General features: G+C 55.4%; 5 protein-coding genes and 1 tRNA gene. All 6 read right to left on the bottom strand.

Annotation, left to right across the window (positions count from 1 at the left end; genetic code table 11):
- Positions 1-528: 528 nt before the first annotated feature.
- Positions 529-1,326 (bottom strand): TraX family protein, encoded by a 798-nt coding sequence (locus DWW12_RS06775; RefSeq protein WP_117803424.1) that lies wholly within the window; start codon positions 1,324-1,326, stop codon positions 529-531.
- A 194-nt stretch (positions 1,327-1,520) separates the two neighbouring features.
- Positions 1,521-1,596 (bottom strand) — tRNA-Lys (locus DWW12_RS06770).
- A 28-nt stretch (positions 1,597-1,624) separates the two neighbouring features.
- Positions 1,625-2,905, bottom strand: a complete 1,281-nt coding sequence (locus DWW12_RS06765) for an aminopeptidase (RefSeq protein ID WP_117855539.1) — start codon at positions 2,903-2,905, stop codon at positions 1,625-1,627.
- A gap of 89 nt (positions 2,906-2,994) precedes the next feature.
- Positions 2,995-3,570, bottom strand: coding sequence for a hypothetical protein (locus tag DWW12_RS06760; RefSeq protein WP_117855538.1), 576 nt, complete (start codon positions 3,568-3,570; stop codon positions 2,995-2,997).
- Positions 3,571-4,449: a phosphoribosylaminoimidazolesuccinocarboxamide synthase gene (locus DWW12_RS06755; RefSeq protein ID WP_117855537.1), complete on the bottom strand. Its 879-nt coding sequence runs from the start codon at positions 4,447-4,449 to the stop codon at positions 3,571-3,573.
- Between the two features lie 118 nt (positions 4,450-4,567).
- Positions 4,568-6,013 carry a sensor histidine kinase gene (locus DWW12_RS06750; protein ID WP_369832428.1) on the bottom strand — a complete coding sequence of 482 codons (1,446 nt, stop codon included), beginning with the start codon at positions 6,011-6,013 and terminating at the stop codon, positions 4,568-4,570.
- Positions 6,014-6,108 lie beyond the last annotated feature (95 nt).

Below are 6,108 nucleotides of genomic sequence, written 5' to 3'. Positions count from 1 at the left end.
GTCCGACCGGGCCGCGCGGCAAGGAGATATATTGCCAGACCGGAGGGCCCCCGTGGGCGGGAATCGCGCACTCCATATTTTGTTCACAAATGAATAGAACCCTCAGTTGCTTCACTGAGGCCGTATTCGAAGCAGCAGCTTCTGATATTGGCGATGACCAGCTGGTTTATAGGTGTTAAGGCGTCGGTTATCTCTGGTGCGCCACTTTACTCCAAAAGCATCAGCTATTTGTTTCCCGTCGGTAAAAGGCAGGTTTTGTTCGCCAAGCGTTCTTATATATAGAGAAGTTCGGGTTCGAACCCGTGCACCGTCAACTAAAAAGCGACCAGCCGGAGCCGATCGCTTTCTATTCTATGCTGGAGCATCCAGAGGGTGCTTCCGAACTCATTTTCTCGCTGCCATTCATGCTTTCGAAGCATCTTTCTGCAGCCCTCGTTGTCTATCCTCGCATCTCTCAGGTCTTCCTGAAATTCACAAGCAGTCTTAGGGTCAATTTGTTTCTGCTTTCAGAGACTTGTTTGAGAGTTTTTAAAGACAGTTCAAAACAATAAGTGAGACACCATAAAGCAGAGCAAGATGTGCCGGATAGAAAATGTAGAAGAAGTATTTCAGCCTCAGCCCTCGCTTGCCATTATAAAAATTGATAAGCAGCAACGAAACAACCGCGGCAGCAACATCAGGATTAAGTACATTAGCTGCAGCAAGCTCAAATCCGCCGCCAACTATATGGCATGACGAAAGGAGCACTGCGCATACTGCAGCAAAGAACATCTTGCCCTTGCTGTCGTGGAATAAATAGAATGCAGCCACAAGCAGAATGCCATACACACCGCCATCTAGTTTAGTGTATTCAGCTGCCAGTGCTGTCAAAACAATCAGAGCAATTTCTGCGATGCATCTCTTCCATTTTGAAAGGCTTCGTATCTTTTCCAGAATAATCAAAAAGACCAAGGAAAGCAGGAGCTCACACATAACATTTTGTTGCCGAAGGTCGAATAGTTGCCCGGTTTGAACGAAATCGTATATGGGCTCCGCAATGATTGCGAAGACAAGCATATTTCGCAGGTACTTCTTTATGTCATGAGTATGCAAAAATCCCTCAACTATCAAAAAGCAAAATAAGGGAAATGCAATTCTGCCAAGAACATGAAGCACATCCGAAGCCTCGCTTAGAATCGCCCACTGTTCGTCTGATATCTGACTGTACGATGCGTGAGTCATGATTCCATTGGTCAGGACGATCCTGCTTACATGATCGAGAACCATCGAAATGGCTGCTATTATCTTTAATGTGCTGCCGCTAATTCCGTATCTATTTGTTTTCATTTCGTATTCCTTACTTTGGGTGGGCCGTCAGGGGTTCAGCCTGCTCCGCAGGCGGCCGCTGCGGCGCTTTTGCGCCTTGCGCGCTGCGCTGGCAAACGCTCACGCGTTTACTCAGCTCCGCGCCCCGACGGGTTCGAACCCATGTCGTGGCAACAAAAAAGCGGCCGGCATCCGCCAGTCGCTTTTCTATTCTATGGTGGGCCGTCAGGGGTTCGAACCCTGGACCTTGGGATTAAAAGTCCCCTGCTCTGCCAGCTGAGCTAACGGCCCGCGGGTGGCATTGTACCACGGTCTGGGACTATTCCCAACTCCATTGGCCGTTCTGGAAAATCACAACTTCACGTCCATCAGGCGTAATGCCCGTAATATCGATATCGTCCGTGCCGATCATAAAATCGACGTGCGTGCTCGAGACGTTAACGCCATGCTCCAGGAGCTCCTCCTTGGACATGTCATACCCACCCTCGATGCATTCGGGGAAACCGACACCCAGCGCGAGATGGCAGCTGGCGTTCTCATCATAGAGCGTGTCATAGAACAGAACGCCACTTTCACGGATCGGCGTGTTCTTGGAGATGAGCGCGACCTCGCCCAGACGAGCGGCGCCTTCGTCGGTGTCAATGATGCTCGCAAGCGTCGCCTTGCCCACGCGGGCATCGTAGTCCACTACGCGGCCGGCCTCGAACTTAATCCAAAAATCATCAACCTTGTTACCGTGGTGAATGAGCGGCATGGCCGAGTACACGATACCGTCGGCGCGCATACGATCAGGCGAGGTGAAGACTTCCTCGGTGGGAATGTTGGGGAAGAATGGGTGCCCATCGGGCGTCTCGCCCTTGCCGCCGGCCCACTCGTGACCTTTCGTCATGCCAATCGTCAGATCGGTTCCATTTGCCGAGGTGTAATGCAGATAGTCGAAACGATTGTCGTTCAGGAAACGCAGATTCTTTTCGAATGCGGCGTCATGGAGTTCCCAGTCGCTCTCCGGGTCCTGGCCATCGGCACGAGCGGTGTGCAGAATCGCATTCCATAGTTTATAGATCGCAACCTCATCCGCATCGCCCGAGAACACCTCGCGAGCCCAGGCAACGACCGGCGCGCCGGCGATGCACCACGGGTTGATGTTGTAGTCCAGCCCACGGCGGAAGACCTTGCACTGCGTATTCCTTGCCTTGGAAGCCGCGGCGGGCTTGGCGGGGTCAATGCCCTTCAGAGCCGCTGGGTCCGCACCCTCGATAAAGATAAAGCAGGCACCGTCCTGGGCCAGGGAATCCAACTGCAGGCGCTTCCACTCGGGCGTCTGCTCAAAATAGCTTTTAGCGACATGCTCGTACGTAAGCCTTGTCACGGCGTCATCGGCCCAAATGACTGTCACGTGACCGGCACCGGCGGCATAAGCCTCCGCGACCACCACGCGGGCAAATGGCGCGCACTCGACCGGAGACTGAACGACAACCTCCTGGCCGGGCTTGACGTTTACGCCCTTGCGGACAACCAGACGCGCATAGTTTTTAATCTTGGGCTCCAGGGCCTTCATGCCCTCCAGAGCTTCTTCGACCGTCAGGGCAGCTCGAATCATGTGCCACTCCATCTATCTATAGAACAGTAAAAAGGCGCGCCGCAAAAACGACGCGCCTTATATCTTAGCGATAAGTATGCATGCAAACGCTACTTCTTCTTGGAGTCCTTTTTGTCCTCCTCGGCAGCTGCGCGCTCGATAAGAGCGTTGAGCTTATTCTCGGACATGCCTTCGGCCTGCGCGCGGTACATGTTGCGCAAGGGACGAATACGAGCGAAGTCATAGATAAAGTCACCCAGGATGATGACATAGGACACAACGATGCCAACCATCTGAACAGGACTGGACACCGTGCCGCCGGGAACGAAGTAGAACGAAACCCAAATTGCCACGATGAACACCATGCCGATAGCGAGCACAGCCCACCAAATACGGCGGCGCTTGGTGTAGTCCTCATCCTGCTTGAGAAGGATATTCGACACCGTGTAGATGCGATCCTCGCGGGCGCGCTGCTTGGCCTTGCGGGCGCGCTTTTCCTCCTTGGAAAGGCCTTCCAGGTTTTCGCCCTTCTCGAGCTCTTTACGGCGTGCCTTGGATGATGCCGGCACGACGTGAACAGAGCTCGCTGCCTGACGGGCGGGCTTAGCGGATGCGGCGGACTTGCGCGCAACCCCGGTAACCTCGCGGGATTGCGTGCGCTTGTTCGTGGCGCTGCGGGTACTCACTTACGCGTTCTCCTTCATGCTTGTGAACTGGGAGCCCGTGATGATTTGGAAGGCCTCGCGATAGCGCTCGGACGTGCCATCGATGACCTCGGCGGGCAGATGCGGGGTCTCCCCCGTCATATCCCAGTTGGCCTTGAGCCAATTGCGGACGAATTGTTTGTCGTAGCTGGGCTGAATCTTGCCCTCCTCGTAGCTGGCGGCAGGCCAGAAACGGCTGGAGTCGGGCGTGAGGCACTCGTCGATCAGCGTAACCTTACCATCGATGACACCAAACTCGAACTTGGTGTCGGCGATGATGATGCCTCGAGTCGCGGCATACTCGGCAGCGGCCTTGTAAATCTTGAGGGACAGGTCGCGAATCTGCGCGGCGATGTCCTCGCCCACGATCTCGCGGCAACGCTCGAACGAAATGTTCTCGTCGTGGTCGCCGATCTCGGCCTTCGTGGACGGCGTGAACAGCGGCTCGGGAAGCTTGGAGGCCTCGGTCAGACCCTCGGGCAGCTGAATGCCGCAGACGGTACCGTTCTCGTCATAGGTCTTCTTGCCCGAACCGGTCAGATAGCCGCGGACGATGCACTCGATAGGAATCGTCTGGGCCTTCTTGACCAGCATGGCGCGGCCTGCGAGGTAGTCACGATACTCGGCAAACTCCTCGGGGAAATCCGCCGGGTCGATGGAAACGAGGTGGTTGGGAACGATGTCGGCAAACTTATCGAACCAGAATGCCGAGATGCGGTTGAGCACCTCTCCCTTAAACGGAATCTCGTCGGGAAGAATGAAGTCGAACGCAGAAATGCGGTCGGTGGCGACCATCAGCAGGTTTTCACCGGCATCGTAGATATCACGAACCTTGCCACGGGAATCCGGACGACGCTCCATCGTTGTCACGTGAGTCACTCCTTACCAAAATACGACAGTAATGCGGGTTCTTTCCCGCACGTTTTCGCAAACTCGGAGCGGCAGGGACGAAACCCCTCCTTCACCGAATAGCGAAAAGCTAGTGCTCCATTGTAGTAGATGCCGCGTCCGCCGTGTGCTCGCGAGGCAGATGAATCGTAAAAGTCGTACCCTTTCCAAGCTCCGACTCCACGGAAATGTAGCCATGATGTCGCTCGACGATCTGTTTAGTCACGGCGAGGCCCACGCCCAGACCGCCCGCCTCACGGGCACGGCTGGCATCGGCGCGCCAAAAACGGCCGAAGATGCGCGACAAGTCATCCTTGGCAATACCGATGCCGGTATCAGAAACGGCGACGCTGACGTGTTTGCGGTCACTGAGCACCGACACCACGACCCAACCGCCCTCGGGGGTGTAGCGCATGGCGTTGCTCATGAGATTGATGACGCATTGTGTGATCATGTCGGGATCGGCTTCGACGACATCGTCGTGACCTTGGGTCTCGTCAGCAAAGCGCAAGCGCAGATCGCGGTCGACAAACAGGCGCTCCTGGGCATTGACGATGGAACGCACGAAGGGAACCATGTCCACCGGCTCAAGGTTGAGCGGAGCCGTGCTGTTTTCCATGCGCGACAGGTCGAGCATCTGCTGCACCAGACGAGCCAGGCGACGCGTCTCGGAAGCAACAGTCTCCAAGTGCTCATCGTCGGTAGGATATACGCCATCCTGCATGGCCTCGACCGTTGCGAGCATGGCCATAAGCGGAGTACGAAGTTCGTGAGCCACGTCCGAGGTCAAACGTTTCTCGTGTTTCATATCCTTCTCGAGCGAAGTGGCCATCTCATCGAAGGTCTCACCCAGCTGATCAATCTCGTCATCGCCGCGCAAGCCCGTACGAGCAGACAGATCGCCATCGCGAATTTGCTTGGCCGTGCTGGTAATACGGTGAATCGGCTTGGTGAGCATGCGCGACACGAGTGATCCGATAACGACCGAAATGCAAACTGCAACAACCGCAGCAAGGGCCATGGCGTTAAAGGTCTTCTCCCTAAACGCAGAATCTGCCTTGGTGAGCAAGGCATCGGAGCCGATGGCCCACAGCTTTACTTGTCCGACATGCTCGCCGGAAGACGTTATGATTTCGACGTTTGCAACGCTATCGGAGCCGGTGGGAGCCGACGAGACCGGACTATGCGATGCTTTTTTACCGCTCGAGCTGCTCGACGGCGATTCGTTCTCGCGCACATCGGCGGTCGCGCTTGCCGAAGGCCATGAGTCGTCATAAACGACAACGCCTTTCTTGTTGACGACCTGCATACCCAAATCGTCGGACACCAAACTCGATGTCGCGACCGTACGTAGCTCGCCCGCAGTCCAATTGCCGTTTTCCTCATACGACGTCGCAAGCTTTTCGGCAGCGGAATTTGCGATTTCGACGATATTAGAGCGCGTGTAATCCGAAAAGACCGTGCCCCACACAACAGAGACCACGCCCACCAGCACCAATACCGTCATGAGCGATGTCAGAGCAAAAGCAAGTGCCATGCGCGAGGGATAGCTCATCGTTGGCCGTGAATCGGAACGAGGCGTGTTCCAACTAGCCTTGGAACCCGCCTCGCTCTCCTGCTTGTGCTTTTGTC

Origin of the sequence: Collinsella sp. AF14-35 (assembly GCF_003464565.1) — a bacterium.
Classification (GTDB): domain Bacteria; phylum Actinomycetota; class Coriobacteriia; order Coriobacteriales; family Coriobacteriaceae; genus Collinsella.
The sequence above is the reverse complement of the archived record's forward strand: the minus strand, read 5'-3'. Positions and strand labels throughout refer to the sequence as shown.